Origin of the sequence: Arthrobacter sp. B1I2 (assembly GCF_030816485.1) — a bacterium.
Taxonomy (GTDB): Bacteria; Actinomycetota; Actinomycetes; order Actinomycetales; family Micrococcaceae; genus Arthrobacter.
The window spans coordinates 2,605,231-2,628,785 of record NZ_JAUSYC010000001.1 but is presented as its reverse complement, the minus strand read 5'-3'; the positions used below and the strand labels follow the sequence as shown (position 1 = coordinate 2,628,785).

25 protein-coding genes and 1 other RNA gene are annotated in these 23,555 nt (G+C 64.5%); 7 read left to right on the top strand and 19 right to left on the bottom strand.

The window, feature by feature from the left end:
* The first annotated feature begins 11 nt into the window (after window positions 1–11).
* The 4 genes from QFZ57_RS12275 to QFZ57_RS12260 all read left to right on the top strand — a co-directional run bounded on the left by QFZ57_RS12275 (window position 12) and on the right by QFZ57_RS12260 (window position 1,989).
* On the top strand, window positions 12–725 hold the full coding sequence (locus tag QFZ57_RS12275; protein ID WP_306630695.1) for a metal-dependent transcriptional regulator: 714 nt from the start codon (window positions 12–14) through the stop codon (window positions 723–725).
* A 7-nt stretch (window positions 726–732) separates the two neighbouring features.
* A complete protein-coding gene (locus QFZ57_RS12270; protein WP_306901573.1) occupies window positions 733–1,152 on the top strand; it encodes a fluoride efflux transporter FluC in 420 nt (139 codons plus the stop codon).
* A complete protein-coding gene (locus QFZ57_RS12265) occupies window positions 1,149–1,547 on the top strand; it encodes a fluoride efflux transporter FluC (RefSeq protein WP_306630694.1) in 399 nt (132 codons plus the stop codon). The genes QFZ57_RS12270 and QFZ57_RS12265 overlap by 4 nt, the downstream gene beginning before the upstream one ends.
* A 64-nt stretch (window positions 1,548–1,611) precedes the next feature.
* The gene (locus tag QFZ57_RS12260) at window positions 1,612–1,989 is read left to right on the top strand and encodes a hypothetical protein (RefSeq protein ID WP_306900477.1); all 378 of its coding nucleotides are present in this window, start codon (window positions 1,612–1,614) and stop codon (window positions 1,987–1,989) included.
* Window positions 1,990–2,050: 61 nt separating this feature from the next.
* On the opposite strand, the gene QFZ57_RS12255 is transcribed toward QFZ57_RS12260, so the two are convergent.
* Complete coding sequence (locus QFZ57_RS12255) at window positions 2,051–3,034, bottom strand: S1C family serine protease (RefSeq protein ID WP_306900476.1); 984 nt, start codon at window positions 3,032–3,034, stop codon at window positions 2,051–2,053.
* A gap of 196 nt (window positions 3,035–3,230) precedes the next feature.
* Here QFZ57_RS12255 and QFZ57_RS12250 point away from each other — a divergent pair, with 196 nt between their 5' ends.
* On the top strand, window positions 3,231–3,692 hold the full coding sequence (locus QFZ57_RS12250) for a pyridoxamine 5'-phosphate oxidase family protein (protein WP_306630691.1): 462 nt from the start codon (window positions 3,231–3,233) through the stop codon (window positions 3,690–3,692).
* An 8-nt stretch (window positions 3,693–3,700) separates the two neighbouring features.
* Here the strand turns inward: QFZ57_RS12250 and QFZ57_RS12245 are convergent, their stop codons facing one another.
* The gene (locus tag QFZ57_RS12245) at window positions 3,701–4,774 is read right to left on the bottom strand and encodes a zinc-dependent alcohol dehydrogenase family protein (RefSeq protein ID WP_306630690.1); all 1,074 of its coding nucleotides are present in this window, start codon (window positions 4,772–4,774) and stop codon (window positions 3,701–3,703) included.
* 10 nt (window positions 4,775–4,784) lie between these two features.
* Window positions 4,785–5,678 (bottom strand): hypothetical protein, encoded by an 894-nt coding sequence (locus QFZ57_RS12240; protein ID WP_306900474.1) that lies wholly within the window; start codon window positions 5,676–5,678, stop codon window positions 4,785–4,787.
* Between the two features lie 148 nt (window positions 5,679–5,826).
* Between QFZ57_RS12240 and QFZ57_RS12235 the strand changes: the two genes are divergently transcribed.
* Together QFZ57_RS12235 and QFZ57_RS12230 are read left to right on the top strand one after the other, a co-directional pair.
* On the top strand, window positions 5,827–6,297 hold the full coding sequence (locus QFZ57_RS12235) for a pyridoxamine 5'-phosphate oxidase family protein (protein WP_306630688.1): 471 nt from the start codon (window positions 5,827–5,829) through the stop codon (window positions 6,295–6,297).
* Entirely contained in the window at window positions 6,252–7,346 is a 1,095-nt protein-coding gene (locus tag QFZ57_RS12230) for a zinc-dependent alcohol dehydrogenase family protein (protein WP_373461238.1), read from the top strand. The genes QFZ57_RS12235 and QFZ57_RS12230 overlap by 46 nt, the downstream gene beginning before the upstream one ends.
* A gap of 26 nt (window positions 7,347–7,372) precedes the next feature.
* Here the strand turns inward: QFZ57_RS12230 and QFZ57_RS12225 are convergent, their stop codons facing one another.
* The 16 genes from QFZ57_RS12225 to QFZ57_RS12150 form a co-directional block, all read right to left on the bottom strand.
* Entirely contained in the window at window positions 7,373–8,398 is a 1,026-nt protein-coding gene (locus QFZ57_RS12225; protein WP_306900469.1) for an ATP-dependent 6-phosphofructokinase, read from the bottom strand.
* Complete coding sequence (locus QFZ57_RS12220; protein WP_306900467.1) at window positions 8,395–11,577, bottom strand: HAD-IA family hydrolase; 3,183 nt, start codon at window positions 11,575–11,577, stop codon at window positions 8,395–8,397. Before QFZ57_RS12220 ends, QFZ57_RS12225 begins: the two co-directional genes overlap by 4 nt.
* Window positions 11,578–11,646: 69 nt before the next feature.
* On the bottom strand, window positions 11,647–12,096 hold the full coding sequence (locus QFZ57_RS12215) for a pyridoxamine 5'-phosphate oxidase family protein (protein ID WP_306630684.1): 450 nt from the start codon (window positions 12,094–12,096) through the stop codon (window positions 11,647–11,649).
* Between the two features lie 926 nt (window positions 12,097–13,022).
* Window positions 13,023–13,391: a transfer-messenger RNA gene (gene ssrA, locus QFZ57_RS12210) on the bottom strand.
* A gap of 73 nt (window positions 13,392–13,464) precedes the next feature.
* Window positions 13,465–13,938, bottom strand: coding sequence for an SsrA-binding protein SmpB (gene smpB, locus QFZ57_RS12205; RefSeq protein ID WP_050054575.1), 474 nt, complete (start codon window positions 13,936–13,938; stop codon window positions 13,465–13,467).
* 83 nt (window positions 13,939–14,021) lie between these two features.
* Window positions 14,022–15,452, bottom strand: coding sequence for a M23 family metallopeptidase (locus tag QFZ57_RS12200; RefSeq protein WP_306900463.1), 1,431 nt, complete (start codon window positions 15,450–15,452; stop codon window positions 14,022–14,024).
* A gap of 27 nt (window positions 15,453–15,479) precedes the next feature.
* On the bottom strand, window positions 15,480–16,394 hold the full coding sequence (ftsX, locus tag QFZ57_RS12195) for a permease-like cell division protein FtsX (RefSeq protein WP_306630682.1): 915 nt from the start codon (window positions 16,392–16,394) through the stop codon (window positions 15,480–15,482).
* On the bottom strand, window positions 16,391–17,179 hold the full coding sequence (gene ftsE, locus QFZ57_RS12190) for a cell division ATP-binding protein FtsE (protein WP_306630681.1): 789 nt from the start codon (window positions 17,177–17,179) through the stop codon (window positions 16,391–16,393). The genes ftsX and ftsE overlap by 4 nt, the downstream gene beginning before the upstream one ends.
* A gap of 187 nt (window positions 17,180–17,366) precedes the next feature.
* Entirely contained in the window at window positions 17,367–18,482 is a 1,116-nt protein-coding gene (gene prfB / locus QFZ57_RS12185) for a peptide chain release factor 2 (protein WP_306630680.1), read from the bottom strand.
* A gap of 66 nt (window positions 18,483–18,548) precedes the next feature.
* Complete coding sequence (locus tag QFZ57_RS12180) at window positions 18,549–18,959, bottom strand: pilus assembly protein TadG-related protein (protein ID WP_306632495.1); 411 nt, start codon at window positions 18,957–18,959, stop codon at window positions 18,549–18,551.
* A 32-nt stretch (window positions 18,960–18,991) separates the two neighbouring features.
* The gene (locus QFZ57_RS12175; protein ID WP_306900460.1) at window positions 18,992–19,621 is read right to left on the bottom strand and encodes a hypothetical protein; all 630 of its coding nucleotides are present in this window, start codon (window positions 19,619–19,621) and stop codon (window positions 18,992–18,994) included.
* Window positions 19,602–20,018 (bottom strand): TadE family protein, encoded by a 417-nt coding sequence (locus QFZ57_RS12170; protein WP_306630678.1) that lies wholly within the window; start codon window positions 20,016–20,018, stop codon window positions 19,602–19,604. The genes QFZ57_RS12175 and QFZ57_RS12170 overlap by 20 nt, the downstream gene beginning before the upstream one ends.
* Before the next feature lie 3 nt (window positions 20,019–20,021).
* Window positions 20,022–20,318 carry a hypothetical protein gene (locus tag QFZ57_RS12165; protein WP_306630677.1) on the bottom strand — a complete coding sequence of 99 codons (297 nt, stop codon included), beginning with the start codon at window positions 20,316–20,318 and terminating at the stop codon, window positions 20,022–20,024.
* Between the two features lie 68 nt (window positions 20,319–20,386).
* Window positions 20,387–21,325 (bottom strand): type II secretion system F family protein, encoded by a 939-nt coding sequence (locus QFZ57_RS12160; RefSeq protein WP_306630676.1) that lies wholly within the window; start codon window positions 21,323–21,325, stop codon window positions 20,387–20,389.
* Window positions 21,325–22,182, bottom strand: a complete 858-nt coding sequence (locus tag QFZ57_RS12155; protein WP_306630675.1) for a type II secretion system F family protein — start codon at window positions 22,180–22,182, stop codon at window positions 21,325–21,327. The genes QFZ57_RS12160 and QFZ57_RS12155 overlap by 1 nt, the downstream gene beginning before the upstream one ends.
* Window positions 22,179–23,402 (bottom strand): CpaF family protein, encoded by a 1,224-nt coding sequence (locus QFZ57_RS12150; protein ID WP_306632494.1) that lies wholly within the window; start codon window positions 23,400–23,402, stop codon window positions 22,179–22,181. Before QFZ57_RS12150 ends, QFZ57_RS12155 begins: the two co-directional genes overlap by 4 nt.
* Window positions 23,403–23,555: the final 153 nt, after the last annotated feature.

Below are 23,555 nucleotides of genomic sequence, written 5' to 3'. Positions count from 1 at the left end.
GGCTTGACCGTGTGAAGACCGGCGCGCCCTCCTCCTCGATCGAGGATTACGTCAAGGTCATCTATTCATTCACTGAGTGGCAGGACAAACCCATCACGTCCTCCCAGCTGGCGCAGCGGCTTGGCGTGGCAAATTCCTCGGTTTCGGAAATGGTCCGCAAGCTCAAGGACCAGGGCCTGGTGGACCACAAGCCGTACAGCGCCGTAACGCTGACCGAGGCCGGCTTGCGGCTGGCCCTGGCCATGGTCCGGCGCCACCGGTTGATCGAGACCTACCTTGTCCAGCGGCTCGGCTACAGCTGGGACGAAGTCCACGATGAGGCTGAACAACTTGAACACGCCGTGTCGGATACGTTCATCGAACGCGTCGCGGCCAAGCTCGGGAACCCGAAGCGTGACCCGCACGGGGATCCAATCCCCACAGCGGACGGCCAGGTGCTGATGCCGCGCGCACACCTGCTCGCCGAACTGGACCAGGGACATACCGGCAGGATCACCCGGATCAGCGACGACAACCCTGAACTGCTCCGCTACCTCGCCGCCCAGGACATCGACCTCGATGCGGAAGTTGAGGTGGTGGGCCGGCGTCCGTTCGGCGGCGCCCTGGTGGTGCGGATCGGTGGTCCCGGCGGCGTCCGCGAGTACGACCTCGCCGATGAGATCGCTTCGGCGCTGTGGGTCTCCACCGACGCCCCGCATGCCGGCTGCGTCCTGGACGGTCTCTGACGTGGCGATGCCCAACGGCCGCGCGTGGCTGGCTGTTGCCGTCGGCGGGCTGCTCGGCAGTGAGCTGCGGTATGGGCTGGGGCTGGCATTCCCGGACGGGCCCAACTCGGTGCCGTGGGCCACGCTGAGCATCAACATCAGCGGCAGTTTCGCGCTGGCTGCGCTGACCACCATCTGGATGGCCCGCCCGCATACGGCTTTCTGGCTGCGCGCAGGGCTCGGGCCGGGCCTGCTGGGCTCCTTCACCACCTTTTCCGCAGTCATCTTCGCCTCCGACCAGCTGGCACGTGCAGGTGCGCACCCCGTATTGCTCACGTACATGGGGCTGTCGCTGCTCCTGGGTCTCGCGGCCGCCGGCCTGGGCTGGCGGTCCGGCAGGCTCCTCGCACGAAACCGGCTCAGCTCCCGGAACCGTGTCCGGCGATGATCACGGCAGCCCTGGTGGGGGTCTTTGGCATGGCCGGCGCGCTGCTGCGGTTTGGGATCGACAGCTGGTTCGCCCACCACAGCAGCATCCGCAGCGTCCGGACGGATGGCCGTGGCGCGCTGCACTGGCCCTGGGCCACGCTGGTGGTCAACGCCGTAGGCTGCTTCATCATCGGCCTGGCACACGGCCTGACCGCCGGACTGGGGCTGGGCGCCGAATGGCAGGTGGGACTGGCCACCGGGCTGGCCGGCGGCCTCACCACTTTCAGTTCGTGGACCACCGCCACCGTCCGGTTGCTCAGCGAAGCACGGTTCGGTGCCGCGGCCCTGAACGTGGCAGTCAACCTGGGCCTTGGCTTTGCTGCGGCGGCCGCGGGCATTGCGCTGGCGTCCTGAGTGCGCTGTTTCCATTGATGTCCCCCGGCCTGCGATTTGGCGGCCTCCCGTATGGTGGAAGGTGATGATCAGCAGACGCGACGCCGCAATAACCCTTGATGTTCCCCTGGAAATGGCTCAGCGCCACGGCCTGCCCAAGTGGATGACGGAGGCCGAGCTCCGCGGCATCCTGGACAATCCTCCGCCCTGGCTGGTCCAGTCGCGTGCCAACCGGACGGGCAAGCGGCCCGTGTGGGTTCACCTGGAATGCGCCGTCTGCGGTTATGAGGAAGCGGCCCGCCCCAAGAAGTGGTGGCCGGACTTCACCTATGTGGTGTGCAGCCACCATGCGCCTTCCGACGTTCCTGCCGTGCGCCCGGGCTGCGTCCGGAGTGAGTACGACGGCGTGGGGACGCGTTTCGTGGGCATCGCGGACGTGGAAGCGCCGTCGGTCAGCCCTTAGCCCCCAGTCGAAGGACCCGGCGGCGAGGTGTGCGGCACCCAGTTCGGGCCGCCGTCGCGCATCATGCCGCGCCGTTGCCCGTCATTTCCTCCGGGACGGCGATGAGGTGCAGTTCGGTGCCATCGCGCAGGACGGCAACATCGAGCGGCTCGCCGATGGCGTCGGAAAACAGGAGCCGCTGCAGGCTCTCGGCGTTGCTGACGGGGCGGCCTCCGGCTGTGATTATGATGTCGCCCGCCGACAGGCCTGCCTTGCCGGCCGGTGAACCGGGCAGCACCTCCACCACGCGGAGCCCTTCGCGCAGCCCGCTGCGGATCAGGGCGCTGGGGCTGAGCTGGATCGGGGTGCTGACAAGGCCCAGGTAGGCGCGGCGCACCCTCCCGTCCGATAGCAGCGCGGAGATGATCCTGCGGGTGGTGGCGTTGATCGGTATGGCCAGCCCCAGGCCGGCACCGGCTACAGCGGTGTTGATGCCGACGATCCTGGCGCGGGTGTCCGCGAGCGCTCCACCGGAATTTCCGGGGTTCAGGGCCGCGTCTGTCTGGATGACGTCCTCGATGACCCGCCTGTTGCCGCCGGACCAGACCGGGATGGCCCGGCCCAGGCCGCTGACCACACCAGCGGTGACTGAACCGGCCAGTCCCAGCGGGTTGCCGACCGCGACCACCAGCTGCCCCACGCGCAGGGTCTCTGCGGCGCCGAATTCCGCGGGCGGGACCTTGGGCCGCGAACCGTGGACCACTGCAAGATCGGACAGCGGGTCCGTTCCCACCAGTTCAAGCTCCATCCGGCTCCCGTCCCCGAAGACCGCGTGCCCTTTCTGCGTTCCGGCCACCACGTGGGAGTTGGTGAGCAGATATCCGTCCTCGGTGAAGAGCACCGCCGAACCGGCGCCCACCCTGACCCTTCCGTTGCGGCGGTTGGCGCTCATTTCGATGGCCGCCACGTGGGGTGTGACGGCCGCCGCCACCCGCATCACGGTCTGCGAATATGAGTCCAGGACGTCGTCGTCCTCCGGTGGTGTGAATTCCCGCGCCTGCTCCATGGCGCACCTCCAGGTTCATGCCGTTCCCGGCAGTGCCGTGGCCCTTCCGGGTCCTTACGGGAAACAACGACGGACGGCCAGATTCAAGTCCCGCTGCCGCTACGCCGTGGGTGAACGCAGCAATTGCGGCCCGCCCTGCTGGCGCGGCCCCTTCCCCACCCGTGCGCGGCTGCCGTCCAGGCCCTAGGATCGGAGCATGACCGAATCCCCGGCAGGGTCTCAAACAGAAATACTGGGCGCTGATGAGTGCTGGCGGTACCTTCGGTCCTCTTATATCGGCCGGCTGGCGGTCATCAACGGTGATGTACCCGAGATTTTTCCGGTGAATTTTTCCGTTGCCGGAGAAACCCTGGTGTTCCGCACGGCGCCGGGAACCAAGCTTCGTGCCCTGCTCAGCGGTGCAGTCGCCGCGCTGGAAGTGGACGGACTCAACCCTTACGCCACGGAGGTCTGGAGCGTTGTTGCCAAGGGCAGGCCGCAGCCGTTCGATGAAACCAGCATGCACGTCCCGGACGACGCCGACCGGGAACCGTGGCAGCCGGGGATCAAGGACCATCTGGTGGCCATTACCCCCACTGATATCACTGGCCGCCGGTTCGCGGTCAGGTCGCGCACGCGCTGGTGGCCGCCGGTCGATTTCTCCGCCGACTGGCTGTAGCCCGTCCTTCAGGCAGGCCGGCTTGCCTGGGCCTTGAGGATCACTTTGAGCGCCTTGGTTTCGGCAGCCCGGGAGAAGGTGTCATAGGCGTCGAGGAACTGGTCGAAACCAAAATGGTGCGTGGCGAATTTTTCCGCCCTGATCTTTCCCTGCGCCACCAGCTTGAGCAGCATGGGTGTCGTGTTGGTATTCACCAGCCCCATGCTGATGTTGATGTTTTGGATCCAAAGGTTTTCCAGGTGCAGTTCCACCGGTTTTCCGTGCACTCCCACGTTCGCCACCGAGCCGCCGGGCCGCACAATGTCCGTGCACATTGCGAACGTTGCCGGGATGCCCACAGCTTCGATGGCCACGTCCACGCCGTGCCCGCCGGTGAGCTGCATGACCTGGTCCTTCCAGTCGCCACTGCTGGAAAGGACGGTGTCCGTGGCACCGAATTCCTTCGCTTTTTCAAGGCGGTTGGCATCGAGGTCGATGGCTATCACCGTAGCCGCGCCGTACAGTCCGGCAGTAGCGATTGCCGCCAGGCCCACCGGACCGGCACCTACCACCGCCACGCTGTCGCCGGGCTTGACGCGGCCGTACTGGACCCCGATTTCGAATCCGGTGGGAAGGATGTCCGACAGCATGACGGCCTGTTCGTCGCTGACTCCCCCGGGCAACAGGTGCAGTGAGTTATCGGCATAGGGAACACGGACGTATTCTGCCTGGGTCCCGTCGATCAGGTGGCCGAAGATCCACCCAGTACCCTCTTGGCCCTCGTCCCCGAGGCAGTGTGAATAGAGGCCCGTCTTGCAGTTGGCACAACGGCCGCAGGATTTGATGCACGAGATGATGACGCGGTCGTTCACCTTCAGGCCCGTCACGGAAGGACCCGTCTCCACGATGGTTCCCACCCCTTCGTGGCCCAGGATCCGGCCTTTTTCGACGGCGGGCACGTCACCTTTGAGGATATGCAGGTCCGTACCGCAGATCGTGGTGGTTTCAACTCTGACGATGGCGTCGCCGGGTTGCTGGATCCGCGGGTCTGGAACATCCATCCATGACTTGTCGCCGGGTCCGCCGTAGACGAGAGCTTTCACGGTGTTTTCCTTACTGTGGGGGCCGGCTTTGAGTTGTTTGCCCGGCCGCTGGCGGTGACTGCGCGCTGGCCCGCTGAGGATCCACGGGCTGCGGGACGGTTGGGCCTTCAAGTGGTGGTCCCGACGGCCGAAGCCGGGCCAGGTGCAGTACTCCAAGCACGAGGAAAAGCCCCGAGAGCCCAAGTGCCGGCAGCAGGGCGGCCAGGCTGGGAGCTGCACGGAACAGGGGTTTGACCAGTTCACCCACCGCCAGGGAGAAGATGAGGGTGAAGCCCAGGACATAGAGCGCCGGCAGGAGCAGCAGCCCCGTGCGGTGGTTCCGGAACGTCAGGAAGGACAGGATCAGGAATCCGGGCATGATGAAGCAAAGGTCCAGGATGAAGATGGAGTAGAGGGAATCGATTTGCTCACCGCTGCGCATCAAGGGCAGGAGCATGCCGATCCAGAGTGGGTAGAAGATCAGCGGCTGAAGCATGGCCCCGGACGCCGACGTGATCCTCAGCGCGCGGGAAAGGGATACGGATGGGTTGCCGCGGTCCATGGTGGCCCCGGCCGTGACCATCGCCCAAAATGACAGGGCGAAGACTGCCATGTAGAGCAGGTACAAGCCGTTGTAGGTCCGCTCAATCACGTAGATCCCATATGCGTAAAACAGGTAGCCAAGGAGCCCCACGGCCACGATCTGGTACTTTGTCCGGTGCGGCCTGGCAGCATACGACAGATACAGCAACGCGAGCCCGGCCGCCGCCGAAAGCAGGTCCTGGGAGTAAGCACCGGGGATCAGTTCCCTGGCGACCACCCACTCGTAGATCTCCGGCCGCCAGACTCCGGTCACCGCAGCGGCCAGCGCCAGCAGTCCGGCAACAGCCCACAGCAGGCGGTTGAGGAACAGATGCGTCAGCATGGCCACCTTTCGCAGGAAGATCAGGGTTCCCGGGTGTCCACACAGCCTCCCATTCGGCCAGTCCGGTCCCAAGGGCCATAGGTCCTCCCTTTCACGCCGGGCCTTTATGCCCTTACGGCAGGCGGAAGAGTTGCCTACGCTGTGCCCTATGACTGACAACACAAACGTGCCTGTGCCGGAAATCCTTGACGCGGACGAGTGCTGGACGCTTCTCTCCCAAACCGGGGTGGGGCGCCTGGCTGTCACCGCCGAGGGCCATCCGGATGTCTTTCCGGTCAACTACAAGGTGGACGGCCGCACGCTGGTTTTCCGTACCGGCGGCGGCACCAAGCACCAGGCCCTCCAGTCGGAGGCCACTGTGGCCCTCGAAGCAGATGCGGTCAGCTCCCAGTTTGGCCTCGCGTGGAGCGTCGTGGTGAAGGGCAGGGCCGCTGAGACGATGCCCACCGGCCCTGACCTGGATGACATCCGGCGGGCGTTGTTTCCCTGGCAGGGCGTGGGGCAGGAGCACTTCATCCGCATCACGCCGGAGTCGGTAACGGGGAGGCGCTTCACAGTGAACGCACCGCTTCTGTGGCAAACCCCGCTGGACGACGCAACCCGCGCCGGTTTCGAGTAGGCGATCCGCGGACGGAAGACGTGGGGGCAGGAGGCGCTGTGCGCGCGTGGTGGGTGAACGGGCCGGGTCCCATATCCACCCGTCCGCTGGTTCAGGGTCTCCGTGACACTCCCACGCCTGCGGCTAACGAGCTCCTGGTGGAAGTGACTGTTTGCGGTGTTTGCCGCACCGACCTCCATCTGGCTGAAGGAGACCTACCACCGCACCGTCCGCACGCCGTGCCCGGGCACGAGGCAGTCGGCGCCGTTATTGAAACGGGGGCTGGCTGCTCCCGTTTCAGGGCAGGTGACAGGGTTGGCGTGGCCTGGCTTGGCGGCGTTTGCGGCCGGTGCGATTACTGCCGCCGCGGCGACGAAAATCTATGCCTGGCGCCCGTCTTCACCGGCTGGGACAGGGATGGCGGCTATGCCGAGTACTTGACGGTTGCTGAGGACTTCGCCTACCCCCTGCCGCCTGTTTTCACGGACGACCAGGCGGCGCCCCTGCTGTGTTCGGGCATCATCGGGTACCGCGCCTTGAAACGCGCGGCCCTGCCCGTGGGCGGCCGCCTTGGTATTTACGGCTTCGGCAGCTCCGCCCATATCACCGCCCAGCTGGCGCTCAAACAGGGCGCCTCCGTATATGTCATGACCCGGTCCGAAAAAGCGCGGTTGCTGGCACTGGAGTTGGGAGCGGAGTATGCGGGGGACGCCTATGACGAACCCCCGGTGCCACTCGATTCCGCTATTCTTTTTGCGCCCGCGGGTGATCTTGTCCCGGCAGCACTGCGGGCCCTCGACCGGGGCGGAACCCTGGCCATCGCCGGAATCCACTTGAGCGACATCCCGGCCCTCAATTATGGCAGGGAGCTCTTTTTTGAACGGCAGGTACGGAGCGTGACGGCCAATACCAGGGCTGACGGGCGTGAGTTCCTGACTCTCGCGGCCAGGCTTTCCCTGGCCCTCACCACAACGGCCTATCCGTTCGAGGCTGCAGACAAGGCCCTGGAAGACCTGGCTGCCGACAGGATTACCGGTTCGGCAGTCCTGCGGGTCCGGCCGGAACAGTAGTCCACGTATCACCCCAGATCCCCCCGTCACCCGAACAGGACAGCGGCCTCCTGGTACCGCGCTTCGGGTACCACCTTCAACTCTCCGAGCGCTTCCTCAAGGCCGACGTTGACGATGTCCGTGGCACGCAGCGACACCATGGTGCCCCATCTGCCCGCGGCGGCGGATTCGACGGCGGCCAGGCCCAGCCTGGTGGCAAGGACCCGATCGAAGGCTGTGGGTTCGCCGCCGCGCTGGATGTAGCCGAGGACCGTGGCCCTGGTTTCGATGCCGGTCCGTATCTGCAGCTCTCCTTCAAGCAGCAGTCCGATGCCGCCCAGCCGCGGCCGTCCGAAGGTATCCAGGCCACGGGGTGCGTAGGGTGCTGCATGGCCTTCGGGTGCAAAGGCTTCCGCCACCACCACAAGGGGTGCCCTGCCGCGGTCGCGGGCTGAAAGCACCCACGAACAGACCTGGTCCAGGGACACGGGATGTTCAGGTATCAGGATGGCATGCGCGCCGGAAGCCATCCCCGCGTGCAGTGCTATCCAGCCCGCGTTGCGGCCCATGACTTCGGCAACCATGCACCGGTGGTGCGATTCGCCTGTCGTCCGCAGCCGGTCAATGGCCTCGGTGGCGGTCTGGACCGCGGAATCAAAGCCGAAGGTGTAGTCCGTGGCGCCGAGGTCATTGTCGATGGTCTTGGGCACTCCCACCACATTGATGCCCTGTGCGCCCAGTTCCCGGGCTGCCGCCAGGGTTCCCTCTCCCCCGATCGCAATCAGGCCCTCCAGGCCGTGGCGCCGGAAGCAGGCACGGACGCCCTCGATCCCATTGCCCGCCAGCGGATTGGTCCTGGACGTGCCCAGGATGGTGCCGCCAAGGCGCGAGATTCCACGGACACTCGTCCGGGGCAGAGGAAGAAAATCCTGTTCCAGGACACCGCGCCACCCGTCCCGGAAGCCCAGGAATTCGTAACCATGCGCAACGTCCCCGCCCAGCACGGCTCCCCGTATCACTGCGTTCACCCCCGGGCAGTCGCCACCGCTGGTGAGGATCCCCAGCCGCTTCACGGCACCGCCACCCCCCGGGCCCGTGCCGGCACCGGAAAATGCCGGGTGTGGCCCGGCATAAGGACCACGTCAGTGCCGGACATGTGTACCTTGATCGGGCCTGCATCACCGGGTGCGGAGGCGATGCTCATGTCCCCGTCCTTGAGATGCACGCGGAGGCGATGTCCCCGGTACAGGACCTCAAAAGCAACGGCGCGGAGCCCCGTCGGCAGGTTGGGAGCGAACAGGATGGTGTCGCCGCTGAACCGGAGCCCCGCAAAACTGCGCTGGACCACGTCGATTGTTCCAGCCATCGCGCCCAAATGGATGCCTGCGCGCGTGGTGCCGTGCTGCGTGTCGTCGAGATCGGCGTCGAGCGCTTCCCGGAAACTGTCCCACGCCCGGTCCGCGTCCAGGCCTGCCAGTACGGATGCGTGCGCAACCCGGCTCAGCGTGGACCCGTGGGCGGTCCTGGCCAGGTAGTACTCGATGGTCTGGTTGAGTTGTTCTTTCGTGAAGCCGTACTGCAGCCGCTCAAGGATGGTGACCAGCCCTTCGTGCCCCAGCAGGTACGGGAGCATGAGGACATCCGCCTGTTTTGCCAGCTTGTAGCAGTTGGTTGCGTCGTCTTCAGCTTCCAGGATCAGGTCCAGCCGTTCAATGTCGCCGTACCTGTCCCGGTAATGCTCCCAGTCCAGTTCCTTCAACTCCCCGTATCCCTCGAACTGGCTTATGACGCCGTCGCTGTGGAAGGGGACGTACATCGCGGTACCCATGTGCGCCCACCCGGCCGTTTCCTCATCTGTGACGCCGAGGCGTTCCATAAGTCCGGAACGCTCGCTGCCGTGCAGCAAGGACATGATGCCCGCAGCCTGGAAGCAGACCCATGCCGCCATGACGTTGGTGTAGGCATTGTCCTCCAGGCCCGGTTCCCCGCGGCCCGGATAGCCGGTGTGATACTCGTCCGGTCCCACGACGCCGCGCAGGTGGTACCGGCCGCCCTGCTGGTCGTAGTCCGCCAGGGAGCGGAAGAACCGGGCAACCTCGATCACCAGTTCAGCCCCCTTTTGAAGGAGCCAGATCTTGTTCCCCGTGGCCTGGAAGTACTGCCAGGCGTTGAAGGCGACAGCCAGGCCGGAGTGGGCCTGCAGGTGGGAGAAATCCTTGACCCATCTGCCGGACCTCTCGTTGTACAACCATTTCGGCGTTTCCTCGGTCCCGTCGCTGCCGCTTTGCCACGGGAACTTTGCCCCTGCCCGGCCCGCCACCGCCGCGGCATGCCGCGCGGCGGGAAGCCGCCGCCACCTGTAGTCGAGCACCGCCCTGGCAACATCGGGCGTCCTCGAGGTGAGTACTGGCAGGACAAACAGCTCATCCCAAAACACGTGCCCGCGGTAGCCCTCGCCGTGGAGTCCACGGGCGGTGACGCCGGCATCGAGTTCGGCCGTATGGTGTGTCAGTGTCTGCAGCAGATGGAAGATGTGCAGGTTCAGGACCAGGCGCACCGGGATCGGGGCGTCGATCTCAACCATGAACGGACGCAGCTCGCGCCGCCATGCCTCCTCATGCAGTGCCAGCAGCGAAGCGAAGTCCCCTGAACGCTCCAGCACCGATAGGGCACCCGTTTCCGGAGAGGAGATGGCACGGTCACGGGACGTCACCACTGCCACCGTCTTGGTAATCCGCACCGCGGCACCGGCACGCAGGGAAAGCAGAAGTGCACGGAAGTGGAAGGCCCCTTGCCTGCCGTCCTCAATGGCCGCCGCTTTCGGAGATACCTGTGTTCGATAGGCTGCGGCGATGCGGATGAGGCTTTGGGTGGTTTCGACTTCGACGACGGCAGTTGCCTCCGGGGCCATGCCCGGGCTGGCGCCATGCGGGGCTGTCCGGTCGGCCAGGTGGACGTCGGACCCCCGGGCACGTTCGGGCAGGTTCACGTTGCGGACGCCGGCGTTGATCCCGCTGCGGACTTCCACCGGACCGTTCCAGCCCAGGGCGGTGATGGTTGTCTCAAGGGCCAGCAGGTGGGGTTCGGCCATGGATACGAAACGGGTCTGCACTACCTCCAGGCGCCGGCGGTCCACGCCCTCCAACAGCAGCCGCCGCTCCAGCACGGCCCTTCTGAGGTCCAGGGTCCGGCGCTCGCGGACTACGGTCAGTCCGCCTTCCGACCACCATTGCTGGCCGGGCAGGCGCAGGTCCAGCGGGAGGCAGTCGGGCGCGTTGACCATGTGTTCTTCCAGCAGCGTCTCGCCGGCGGCTTCAACCTGGACGCGGTTGTAGACGCCGGCCAGGTACATTCCGGCGTAGCTGAACGGGCCGCCCTCAGGGGCCGCTCCCCTGACTCCCATGTAGCCGTTGCCCAGGGTGGTGAGGGCTTCCCGGTGCCCCTCGTGTCCGGCGTCGAACCCCTCATAAACGAGGTGCCAGGCGTTGCCGATGACCTGTCCCAGGTCCAGCTCGCCCACGTCATTGAGGACGGTGTCGGCACCGGCGTCTTCAAGCTGCCGGCGGTCGCCGGTGCGGTCGATTCCCACCACCAGGCCAAAGCCGCCCCGGCGTCCGGCCTCAACCCCTGCGGCCGAATCCTCGACCACTACCGCGTGTGGTGGAGCAACCCCAAGCTTCGAAGCGGCCGCAAGAAAAACATCCGGTGCCGGCTTTCCGCGCAGGCCGAGCCCTGCCGCCGTCGTTCCGTCCATCACTATCCTGAACAGATCCTGGATGCCCGCCGTTTCCAGGACCAACCGGGCGTTCCGGCTGGAGGTGACAACGGCGGTTGGTACTGCCGCGCCCGCAAGCCTTTGCAGCAGCTGCAGCGTGCCGGGATAGGTTTGGACACCATCCTGCTGGAGGTGTTGCAGGAACAGTTCGTTCTTCCAGGCACCCAAGCCAAACCCGGTCCAGGTGCCTGCTTGGTCCGTTTCCTTTCCCTTTTCGACCTGCACTCCCCGTGAGGCCAGGAACCGCACAACCCCTTCCTCGCGTGGCATCCCATCAATAAAGGTGAGGTAGTCCGTCCTGCTGAGCGGGGCACGGCCGGCGCCGGGCGGAAGCCTCGCATCATGGAGGATCCGGTCGAAGGCGTCTTTCCATGCAGCCTGGTGGAGCAGCGCCGTGTTGGTGACCACCCCGTCCAGGTCGAAAATGACGGCGTCGAACGGCGGCCTGGCAGCAGCGGCGGTGGGCGACCCGGTCATAGGTCAGTGCTATCAGTAAGCGGGCGTTGCAGACAGGGTCGTTGGGCCCGCCGGCTCCTGCTCCGTGCCTCAGTGGGCCGTGCCAACATGGTTCCACCACGTCAGGGGCGACGTGATGGTGAAGCGCCGTCCGGTCACGGAGGTGGGAACGATCCGGACGTAGTGGTCCTTCTCACCGGCCTGCCAGGGAAAAAGCGTAAGCCCTGCGCCCGTCAACAGTTCCTCCGAGGGCTCCAGGATGACGGCCCTGCCTTTGACCAGAACGCTCCATGCTTTGGCGTCATCATGGCCGTCGGCTTCCAGGGCGACGGCGAGTGGTCCCCCGGCTGCCCGGAGTTTGGTGCCTTCACCCGTACGGAAGAGCAGGGACTGTTGGTCGACCTTGTAATTGACCGGGAAGACCTCCGGATACCCGTTCACCAGCACGGCCAAATGGCCGACGGACACCCCGCGGAGGAGGTCCCAGCACGTTCCGGCATCCAGGACTTCCGTGGGCGTTTGCGGAGGGTCGTTGTGCATGGAGTCGAAGGTATCGGCTTGCCGGGCCGACCGCTAGGGCACTTAGGCCCGGCGGAGGTTAGCCGAACAACGTCCCCACCAAAGAGTGGCCGCACAATATCCTTGCCTCGCTGCGCTAAGGAGCGGAGACTTTAGCTACCGGGTTATGAAGTCAGCCAAACCGGTAGCCGGAGAGCCACGACGCCATGTCCATCCATGCTGACCATCACCCAGACCATAACCTTTCGCCGTCGGGCACCTTGTCGGGTCGGCTTGCCCGGTCTTCCCGATCCTCGCCACAGGCCTTTTTTCAACTCCGCCTGGTCAGCACGTGTGGACACTGGAAAGACCTCAGCGGGAACCGGTCCGGGCCCCGCCAGGCATCCCGGCCATGAACACGGTGCAGGTGGTGTCCCTGATACTTGCTGCCGCGTTCGCGTGGATCGGCCTGACTGTGTGGGTTCTCTTGAAGCTGCGGCGCCGCAGGAAAGGGTCTTCGAGGGTAGCTTCAGCGCCCGTCCTTCCTGACCCCGCCAGTGATCGTCCGCACAGGCCCTGGCGCCGGTCCCGGCCCGTAACGGGACAAAGTCCTGCACGGAGGCGGGGCAGGTTGAGACTCAGAAAAGTCAGGGGCTGAAGACCCAGGCGCCGCTGGGGTACTGAAGGCCTGGCAAAAAGCCGGGCAGCCAGCAATTCAATAGTCACCACCCATCCGTTCGCCCTCCTGCCAAGGAGGCTTCGCCGTCGGCCACAGCCGGACACGGACCCATCATGGCTCCTGGACCGCAGCAGCAAGCAGCCGGGCCGGTGACGGTCAGCTGCCGCCGACCACTCGTGGGAAAGCTGCCATCCCGGAACATCAGGGCAAAGAAAAACACCCCGGTCCGAAGACCAGGGTGTTTCTGATGACTCGAAACATCCGTAAAGGATGTCCCGACTCACCACAAGGGTGGAGATGGGGGGAATTGAACCCCCGTCCGGTGTCGTGTTGTCAGGGCTTCTCCGGGCGCAGTTTGCGTCGGATTTTCTCGGCCCCAGCCATGCTGCAAACAGCTGGCTGATCCGGGCCCAGTCATCTAAAAGTCCCGTTTACTCCGATGACGGGAGCAAACAGCAGTGGCTATCTAAATGACGCCAGGATCCGGGGCGATAGCGTCCCCGGGCTGACGGACTGTCTTACTGCTTAGGCAGCAAGAGCGAAGTCAGTGCGCTTAGATTCGGCACTTATTGGTTTGCAGAAAGCGTTTACGAGATAATTCTGCATCCTCGGCCCGCTTCACCTGTCGCGACTAACACCGTCGAAACCGATCATCCCCGTATTTTGTTACCAAACCGGCTGGCAAGCCTGCCGGACTACCCATACTAACGCATGCCCCGCCGAAATAATTCCTAGCGCCGCCGGTTGCGTTCGCGCATCTCGCGCTGGGCTTCACGGTTGTCCTGCTGCTCCCGCAGCGTCTGCCGTTTGTCGTATTCGCGCTTGCCGCGGGCCACGCCGATTTCGACCTTGGCCCGGCCGTCCACGAAGTACAGCTGGAGCGGAACAATGGTGTAGCCGGACTCCCGCACTTTGTGGGAGATCTTGATGAGTTCTTCCCGGTGAAGCAGCAGCTTGCGGCGGCGGCGTGCAGCGTGATTGGTCCAACTGCCCTGGTTGTACTCGGGAATGTGGATGGCTTCCATCCACAACTCGTCGTTGTAGAACGTGCAGAATCCGTCCACCATGGAGGCGTGGCCCTCGCGCAGGGACTTCACTTCGGTGCCCATCAGCGCGATGCCGGCCTCGTAGGTGTCCAGCACGTGATAGTCGTGCCGGGCCTTGCGGTTGGTGGCCACCACCTTACGGCCACTTTCTTTCGGCACGGGAAAACTCCTCAGGTTAAAGTCGGGTGCGTCCGGGCCAGCGGCGCGGAGCTATACCAGTCTACGGCAGCAGTCCGTGGCCCCTACAGCAGCCCCATCGGGTCGACGGCGGCGGCGTTGAGCCAGGTTTCGAAGTGGGCGTGGCAACCTGTGGAGTTGCCCGTGCTGCCGGAGTAGGCAATGAGCTGGCCCTGAGAGACCCTTTGTCCATTCGAGACCATGATGCTGGAGTTGTGGTAGTAGATGGTGGTCAGGCTGTTGCCCTGCACCACGCCGTGATCAATCTTGACGCGCCAGCCGCCGCCGTCGGCGGAGTTCCAGCCCGAGCTGAAGACTTCGCCGGCAGCTGCAGCGTACACCGGGGTGCCGCAGGCGGCGCCGAAGTCGATGCCGGTGTGCATGTATCCGCCGGTACCGTAGAAGTCGATCGTTCCCGGCGGAGTGCTGCGGTAGCCAAAGCCGGAAGTGATGGGGATGCCGCCGTCGAAGGGGTGACGGAGGCCAAAGGCCGACGGCGGCCCCGCGACGGGCGGAACGTACGGCGGGGCCGGCGGGGCCGGGCGGTTGGCGGCAGCTGCCGCCGCGGCTGCGGCTGCAGCAGCGGCCGCAGCCTTCCTGCGCTGCTCGGCTTCCCATGCCTCGCGGGCCCTACGGTCGCGTTCGGCGATCTCGTTGGCTACCTGGTTCTGGTTGGCCTGGACGCCGGCGAGCTGCGCTTGGATCCCGGGCTTGGCCGCCTGGAGCTCAGCGTCGAGGCGGGTGGTGTCCGCGATCAGCTGGTCAACCTGCGCTTTTTTGGCGGCGGCTTCGTCGCGTGCGGCTTTTTCCCGTTCCAGGGCGGCGTCCGCCTTGGCTTTGAGGTCCTTGATTTCCGCTTCAACGGCCTGAAGGCGGGCCTGGGAGTTGACGTTGGTGGCGTTTTGCTGGCTGAGCTTGTCCATGGCCGCGTTCTGGCTGCGCATGGCCTGGTCCGCAAGGTCCATGGTTTCGGTCAGGCTGCTGCCGCTGTTGGATCCAAAGAACAGCGACAGGTTGGACGGAACGCCGCCGGATTTATAAGCCTGGGTGGCGATCTGCCCGATCAGCTTCTTGGTGTCGGCGATCTTTTGCTTGTCCGTTTCCAGCTGCTGGGTGATCTTGGCCTTGTTCTGTTGGGCCATGTCCACGCGTGCCGACAGGGCTTCGACTTCCTTGACGGCGCCGGCTACCCTACCCTGGGCCTCGAGCAGCGCCTGCTGGGCACCCGGCAACTGGCCCTGGAAGATCACCAGGTCCCCGGCCGCCTTGGCGATCCGGGAGTCGACAAACTCAAGGGACGCCTGGACACGGGCGGCCTCGGCTTCGAGCGCGGTTTTGCGGTCTTCGAGGTCGTCTGCGAAGGCGACGGGCGTGGCCAGGGCCATACCGGCGGAAAGGATGACAGTGAGCACGCCGCTGACCAGTCCCAGACGGCGGGCAGCGGTCCGCCCTCGGCTGTGCCGGGGGCGGGGCAGGGCTTGATCAGTTACGTTCATGGGCATTCCTTGGTCGGTGTGCACAGCCTAAACGCGCAAATATCTACGTAAGGTCAAGAGAGACGAAATTCCAGCCAAGGATCCGCCAAGGATCAGCAGCGCCGGCGCGAGGATCAGGGTCTGTCCCGATGAGATGAACGCCGTATCGGGATACTGGCGGGACATGTAGTCGCCCAGGAAGAAATGCGCTACTGCCCACAGAGTTCCCGAAGCCAGGGCAGCCCCGATGACTGCTGCTATGACGCCTTCAAGGATGAACGGCAGCTGGATCACGGTTTTGGAGGCGCCGACAAGCCGCATGATTCCGGTCTCCCGGCGCCTGCTGAACGCCGAGAGCCTGATGGTGGTGGCAATCAGCAGGATCGCGCAGACGATCATCACACCGGCGATGCCGACTGCCACCAGGGAGGCCCCGTTCATCACCGAGAAGAGGCGTTCGAGGAGCTGGCGCTGGTCAATCACCGTTTCCACTCCCGGCTGGGAGGAGAACGTCTCGCTGATGATCTGGTACTTCTCGGGATCCTTCATGTTGATCCGGAAGGACGCCGGCAGCTGGTCCGGCGTCACGGAATCGACGATCGGCGAGTTGGAGAACTGGTCCTTAAAGTGCTTGTAGGCCTCATCTTTGGACTCGAACTGGAAGTCGTTGATGTACTGCACCACAGCCGGGGATTCGAGGAGTGCGTTCAGCCCCTGTTGCTGCTCAGGGGTGACCGGCCCGGACGCGCAACCCGGCGCCGTCGAACCCTCACTGCAGAGGAAGATGGCCACCTGGACCTTGTCATACCAGTAGCCCTTCATCTGGTTGATCTGCATCTGCAGCATCCCGGCCGCACCCACGAAGGTGAGCGACACAAATGTCACCAGGATGACCGATACCACCATGGAAAGGTTGCGGCGCAGGCCGCTGCCGATCTCCGACAGGATGAAAGCGAGCCTCACCGCTGGGCCTCGCCTTCTGCGCCCGTGCCCGGAAGACCGTCGTCGGACGTTTCCCTGCCACTGGCGTCCTTAAGGCGCCTGGACTGGCCGACGACGGGAATCATCGAGGTGTACAAGGCCCTGGCTTCGTCGCGGATCACCACGCCGTTCTTGAGTTCGACCACCCGCTTGCGCATCTCGTTGACGATGTCGTCGTCGTGCGTGGCCATGACCACCGTGGTTCCGTTCTGGTTGATCTTGTCCAGCACGCCCATGATTCCCATGGATGTGGTGGGGTCCAGGTTTCCGGTGGGTTCGTCCGCGAGGAGGATCCCGGGACGGTTGACCACAGCACGTGCGATGGCAACGCGCTGCTGCTCGCCGCCGGAAAGCTCGTGCGGCATGCGGTGTTCCTTGCCTTCGAGGCCTACGGTCTTGAGGACCTCGGGGACGGTGTCGCGGATGACGCTGCGGCTCTTGCCGATGACCTGCATGGCGAACGCAACGTTGGCGAACACGTTCTTCTGTGGCAGGAGGCGGAAGTCCTGGAAGACGACGCCGATGCCCCGGCGGAGGCGCGGAACACGCCAGCTGGAAATCTTGGCGACGTCCTGGCCGGCGACGTAGACGGCCCCGGAGGTGGCGCGGTCTTCCTTCAGCACCAGCCGGAGGAAGGTGGACTTGCCGGAGCCTGATGCGCCGACGAGGAAGGCGAATTCGCCGCGGTCAATCTCAAGGTTGACGGAGTCCAGCGCAGGCCGGGCTTTCTGGTCGTAGACCTTGGTGACATTTTCGAATCGGATCATGGCCCTAAGTACCCTGCAGGGCATGGCTGATTCTTCTGATGCAGCCCAGTTCTGCAGCCGGTGCACGGGTCTTCGTTTGGGGAAAGTAGGGCCCCGGCCCCTTGACTATACGCAGGATGCCGGGTGGTTGGGCGCGCTTTAGGGGGCGTGTCGCCGGATCGGCTGCGGCGCAGCCCGACCGGCCGGCCTACTTTTCGGCGTTGCGGTTGTCCGTCCGCCAGCGGATGCCCGCGTCGATGAAGTCGTCGATCTCGCCGTCGAACACCGCGGAGGTGTTGCCCACTTCGTGTTCGGTGCGCAGATCCTTGACCATCTGATACGGATTGAGGACGTAGGAGCGCATCTGGTCGCCCCAGGAGGCCTTGACATCGCCGGCCATCGCCTTCTTTTCCGCATCTTCCTGTTCCTTCTTAAGCAGCAGGAGCCGGGACTGGAGCACGCGCATGGCGGCGGCGCGGTTCTGCAGCTGCGACTTTTCGTTCTGCATGGACACTACGGTGCCAGTGGGGATGTGGGTGAGGCGGACGGCAGAGTCTGTGGTGTTGACCGACTGGCCGCCGGGGCCCGACGAGCGGAACACGTCCACCCTGATTTCGTTGTCCGGGATTTCGATTGAATCGGTCTGTTCGATCAGCGGAATGACTTCAACGGCCGCGAAGGACGTCTGGCGGCGGCCCTGGTTGTCGAAGGGGCTGATCCTGACCAGGCGGTGGGTGCCGGCTTCCACACTGAGGGTGCCGAAGGCATAGGGCGCCTTCACCTCAAAGGTGGCCGACTTCAGCCCGGCTTCCTCCGCATAAGAGGTGTCCATGATAGTCGTCGGATACCCGTGGCGCTCGGCCCAGCGCAGGTACATCCGCAGAAGCATCTCGGCGAAGTCCGCGGCGTCGACGCCGCCGGCACCGGCGCGGATGGAAACCACGGCCTCGCGCTCGTCGAACTCACCGGAGAGCAGCGTCACCACTTCCAGGTCCTTCAGGGCTTTTTTGATGGACTCGAGTTCTGCCGCTGCCTCCCCCATCGAGTCGGCATCGTCCTCGTCCTGTCCCAGCTCCACCAGGACTTCGAGATCGTCGATCCGGGACTGCAGGTTGGTGAGTCGCTCCAGTTCGGACTGGCGGTGGGAGAGCCGTGAGGTGATCTTCTGCGCTGCCGCGGGGTCGTCCCACAGGTTCGGCTCCCCTGCCCGCTCGCTGAGTTCGGCGATGTCTTCCTTGAGTGCTTCTACTTCGCTAACGCGTTCGATGGACTCGTAGGTGGCGCGGAGTGCACGTATTTCAGCGGAAAAATCAATATTGGCCATGGTGGTTCAAGCCTACGCTATCGACGGATACGGGCCTGGCGCGGCCTGCCTGCTGGTGGCCACCGGTCAGCGGGTCAACCGCGAACGTGCGGTGGATGTTGCCTCGATAGGGATGCCATCGGGAATGAGGAAGTTCACTACGGGTGGGTGCACCGCGGCTGTGAGCACCACGACGGCGGTGGAGCCGTCCGGCGTGCCCGTTTCCCCTGCCACGGCGAGACCGGAGAAACGCTGGGAGGCGGGACTCCTGGCCACGAAGTCCGCGGCCACATTGCGGACACGGGCAGGGTTGAGGACAGCCGACGGGCTTCCGCCTTGGGATGCCACTTCGCCCAGTGTATAGCTGTCGGCCGCCGCCAGCGAAGCCCCGTCTGCAAGGGACAGCAGGCGCTTGTGCTCCAGATAGACAGCCGAGATCCCTATAACAACCGTTGCCACCAGGAGCGCCAGAACCACGTACCCGAGGATCATCACCATCACTTGGCCGCTCTCGTCCGGTTTGCTCGGGTTCACCGGTACCGCCCCACCAGTTGAGTGGAGGATGCTTCAACCTCCGTGGCGGACAAGCCTTGGGCAAACGGTACGAAGGGCAGCGGCACGCTAAGGATAACCGTCACCGTTACCGTGGTGCCTGCGGCCCGGCAATCAGCGGGAGTGCAGGCGGTGGTCATGCTGGCCCGGCCTGCGTCATGCCCAAAGTCGGAGAGGGCGAGGGCCACCGCCTGCTCCGCAGCTGCCTGGGCGGTGGCGGCATCGGGTTGGGCAACATAGACCTTCGCCGCCTGGTCCGCAGCGCCCACCACGGCAAAGGAACCGCCCTGGATCTGGCCCACGGTGATAACGAAGTACACCAGCGGAACCATCAGCAGCAGGGCAAGGAACGTGAACTCGATCACGGCACTCCCCTGTTCATTCACGTGGCCCTGCCGCGGTATCTGGTGCTCCCGCTGCTTGAGTGCGGGGCATGGGGGTATGGCATCTGCTGCGGCTCCCTGCGCCTGCCCGCGTGAGAGCGCGTCTGCCAGGTGGGTCCGGATGCGGGGCTGTCTGCTGGAACGCCGCTTTGTATTGGAACGGGACTCCGCCCTGGAGCGGGGCACCGTAGCGAAGCTGGACGGGTTAGGGCTGAACAGGCGCATGCCCTTTCACCTCCAGCATGTCCCGCGGCCCGATTAGACCGATAACGGGCATTGGGGAACGCACAGTTACTTCCAGGGTGCGCATCCCCTGGACAGTGACTTCCTGCGTACTGACCTGTTCAGCAAAGCCTGGGTTCAGGGCCATTCCGATGAGGCCGCGGGTCCGTTCTTCGGCGTCTGCGGCGTTGCGGTCAGCCAGGGTTCCATATCGGGCGCCGGACGCAGCAGCATCGATGAGGGTGTTCCGGACATGCAGAACCAGAGTCAGCTGGATGATCGCAAGGAAGAACACCGTCAGCAGCCCACCCACCAGGACGAAGTCCACGACGGCTGAACCCCGCTCACCCGGCCGGGACAGCTCCGGCTGCACCTCCGGCCCGGGAACGGACTTCCTCATGGGTCAGCTTCCCACTTTGTCCATTGCCTGGTTGAACATGGCCTCCAGAGCGGGGCCGGCGAGCGCCAGTAGGGCTGCAACCAGGACTGCTGACATCAGGGTAATCATTACCCATCCCGGGACATCACCGCGCTCATGGTTGTCGCTTGCGCTTGTCGAAGGCATTTTGCCGTTATCCGGCCCCTCTGGTCCCTTGGTGGCCTGAGGGCGCCTGGACCTGGCCGCCATTGGCATCTCCAGCTGCAGCAGGGCCACCAGGCTAAGAAGCAGCATCGCGCAGCGGGTTCCCATGGTTTTCATCTTGCGTCCTGTTCCTGGTTTGTTGAGTGGACTTTCCGTAGTTGCTGTGGGCTTTGGGTTCATCGCCATCAGAAGCCCAAGTTGATGGCGGCGAGACCGGGGAAGACAGCAAACACCACGGTCAGGGGAAGCACCCCAAAGACAAGCGGCACCATCATGGCAATCTCCTTCTTTCCGGCGGCTTCCATCAGGTCGCGTTTGGCAGAATCGCGAACGTCCTGCGCCTGCGCGCGGAGCACGTCTGCAAGTGGTGTTCCTCTTTCCACCGCGACGATGATGCCGTCAACGAACCTGACCAGCGGCGCAAGGTCGGTGCGCGCCGAGAACTCCTGCAAGGCCAGGACCAGGGGTTTACCGGCCCTTGTCTCTGCGAGGATCTTCGAAAATTCCTTTGACAGCTCACCGTTCGCACTCCTGCAGACCCGATCCAACGCCCCTGTTGCGCTCTCCCCTGCGCCGACCGCCAGTGCCATCAGTTCGGCAAGGCTGGGGAACTCTGCCATCATCCGTGTTTCCCGCCGCCGGACCTGGACGCCGAGCCAGTAGTCCCGCAGCACAAAACCTGCTGCAGCACTGCCGAAAATCACTGCGGCTGCGAGGACGGGACTGAACCTGCCCGCTGCGGCTCCGATGAGGATGCCAGCAGACGAGAGGACAAAACCGGCGGCAGCCCACAGCAGCTGTTCCGCGCGGAAGTCGATGGGCGACTTGTTGGTCCCTGCCTGCGCCAGACGCCGCCCGGTGGCACCGGGCGAGGGGTTCAGTTTCCCCAGAGCGGTGAGCCAATCCCGGAAGACAGGACGCAGAATCCGTTCAAGGGGGCCGAACGGTGTCAGGTTCTGCTCACCGGCGCGCAGAAGCCGCGACTCCAGGTTCTGCGACTTGAGTTGGGGCTCAATCCGTTCAGACAGGGTTATGGCGCGCATTGGAGGGGACCGGAAGATCACGAGCCACAATCCAAAGCCAAGGCCGATTCCGCAGATAACTGCTCCTGGGGAAATAATCATTAGCGGAGTACCCTTTCATCCTGCGGCAGGGCTCCGATCTTCAACATGACCGTGTAGCAAACCAGCGAGACCACCAGGCCCCCGAGCAGGACTGCGGCACCCATGGGGGTGTTATAGGCCTGGATCGCCTCCTGTCTGGTCGCAAGCAGAATCATCACGATCCACGGTGCTGCAACAGCAAGCCGCGCAGCATTGATGGTCCAGGACTGCCGAGCCTCGAGCTCACTCCGGGTCCGGGCGTTTTCCCGAAGGAACTCCGCCAGGGTGCCCAGGAGCTTCCCCAGGTCTGAGCCGCCCACTTCCCGGGTCAGCCGGAGTGCTTCGATAATGCGGTCAGCCACCGGGTCGGCCAGCCGCTGCTTCAGCTTGTTCAGAGCGCCATCGAACTGGCCACCCGCACGGTAATCAGCACCGAATTCGCGAAAGATGAGCCGCAGTTCGTCAGGCCCCTTATCTCCGAGCTGGATGAGGGCCTCGGGCAGGGGCAGGCCCGCCCGGATCGCCGAGCGCAGATGATCGACAACGTCGGGCCAAAGTTGGCGCAGCATGGCCGTCCTCTTTTTGGCGCGCCACCGGAGGATTGTGATGGGCAGCCACGCGCCGAAAAGCCCGAAGCAGCCGGCTATGGGCCAGGACCGACTGAGACCGAAAAAGACCAGAGCCACAAAGATCCCCAGCCCCACGCAAGTCCCTGCCAAGCCGATCGCTGAGACTTTGTCGACCCCGGCCGCAGCTAGCAGGTCAGCGAGCCGCCCGGGCTTGCGCCCCCGGTTCCTGCGGTCCGGCGTTTCCCAGCAGGACCACCAGATGAGGAAGAGGCCCACTCCCCCCACCGCTCCCACCAACGCGGAGATCATCGCGGATCCAGCAGTGCGGCGACGTCGTACCCTGCCCGGGAGAACTTCTCCGCTGCCGGCATTGCATTTGCCCGTGGCTGCAGAACTCCATTCTCGAGTGCGAAGACCAATGACGACTCAATGATGCCGTTTTCCACACGGCGGCCCAGCGACAGGATTTGAGTGACTTGGCGCTGGCCGTCGGCGTGCCTGCTGCAGTGCACCACGAGGTCTATGCAGGATGCAACAGTGGGGACCACGAACGCACTGGAGATGTTGTCCCCCGCCAGCAGCGGCAGCGTGCAAATTTTGGTGACCGCATCGTGGGCCGAGTTGGCGTGCACGGTGCACATTCCCGGAAGACCACTATTAAGGGCGATCAGCATGTCCAGGCTCTCTGCTTCCCGCACCTCCCCCACCACCAGTCGGTCCGGGCGCATGCGCAATGCTTCCTTCACCAGACGACGGAGTGGAATTTCGCCCTCACCTTCGAGGTTCGGCTGCCTGCACTGCAGACCCACTACGTCGCGGAGCGGAAACTGCAGTTCGAAGATTTCCTCGACTGTAATCACTCGTTCCCGGCTTCCGATGCTGGCCGCCAGGCAGTTCAGCATGGTTGTCTTGCCTGCCTGGGTGGCCCCTGATACGAGGATGTTGAGGCCACTGGATACTGCTGCGCCAAGGAACCGCGCTGACTGCGGGGTCAGTGTGCCGAGTTCTACGAGGTGCTCAAGTCGGCTCGCCTTCACCACGAACTTTCTGATGTTGACCGCCCAATGGCGCCGCGTGACATCAGGAATGACGACATGCAGCCTGGACCCATCGGGCAGGGCAGCATCAACGAAAGGAGACGACATGTCCAGCCGTCTCCCGGAGCTTTTGAGCATGCGCTCAACGAGGTCGCGCACCTGCTGCTCCGAAAGGCTCAACGACGTCAGCTCTGACTCGCCGTTGCGCGCCACATAGATTTCGTTCGGTGCGTTGAGCCAGATCTCCTCGATCGAGGGATCATCGAGGAGCGGTTGAAGTACGCCGAACCCTGCGACGGCGTCGAAGAGGAACCGGCGGGCTGCATCGAGAGGACCAAGGGGCGGAAGAGGCCCCATCAGCGCCCGTTCGTCGTAGTCGGTGACCGCGGCTTCAACCAACCGCCGGACCTCACCTGCCTGCCTGAGTGGATCCAGCCCGCGGCGGCGGATGAGCTCGCGGACTTCGTCCTCGACTATTCCCAGCGCGTCCATATTTTCCCCCATACAACTGCCGCCCCCGGCGGAGGCAGTGCGACTGGGTACAGCTTAAGAAGGGCTGCGGTGCCTGCCAAGTCATATCGGCAAAGCTGTGGATAATCGCCGGCCGAGCTTCTGGGATCAATGCGAAACAGAGTAGCGCCAGGA